Source organism: Photobacterium indicum, assembly GCF_003026215.1.
GTDB lineage: Bacteria > Pseudomonadota > Gammaproteobacteria > Enterobacterales > Vibrionaceae > Photobacterium > Photobacterium indicum.
In genome coordinates this window covers 1-569 of sequence record NZ_PYOC01000038.1, presented here as the reverse complement: position 1 = coordinate 569, position 569 = coordinate 1, and the positions used below count along the sequence as shown (strand labels likewise).

Genomic DNA, 569 nt, shown 5'->3' with positions numbered 1-569 from the left:
AACCTGCCGCATCAGGCGGATGTCATTCGCCCAGCCGTGCCAGGTTGGCTCCTGTGCTGCCGGGAAAACGATTTTGACTTTGCAGTAAATCCACTGCGCAGCTTTCAGGTCGTCAGCGGATCCCCACTGGTTTCCCTTGGGTGAACTTACTGCAGCATCAGGTCTGACAGAAACGGATTTACTTTTCGGCGGGTCTGAGGATTCGTGAGAATTCTCGGACGGAGGGTTTTTAATACTGTTCTTGTTCTTGTATTGGGTGTCTACCGTTTCCGGTAACACTATTACCGTTTCCGGTAAGGGTTTTACCGTTTCCGGGAAAATGGTTACCGCCTTCGGTTTATCTAAAACCCATGCCGATAGATCCGTATTCACTCCCACAATTTTCATCACTCCCTGCTTGCGGCTGAATATGATTTTTCTCTCTGCTAACGACTTAATTGCATTGGAAACGTGGGTATCATTAAGGCCGGTAAGATCAGCTATAACAGTATTTGTTACACGGTCTTGTTTTTTGTTCCAGCCGTACGTCAGCCAGATTATCGCCTCGAAGCACTGCCATTCTCTGCCAG

At 48.3% G+C, this 569-nt stretch carries 1 protein-coding gene; it reads right to left on the bottom strand.

Features of this window, described 5'->3' with window-relative positions:
• A partial coding sequence (locus tag C9J47_RS26895) for a replication protein (RefSeq protein WP_211321798.1) occupies positions 1-569 on the bottom strand: 569 nt, incomplete at both ends.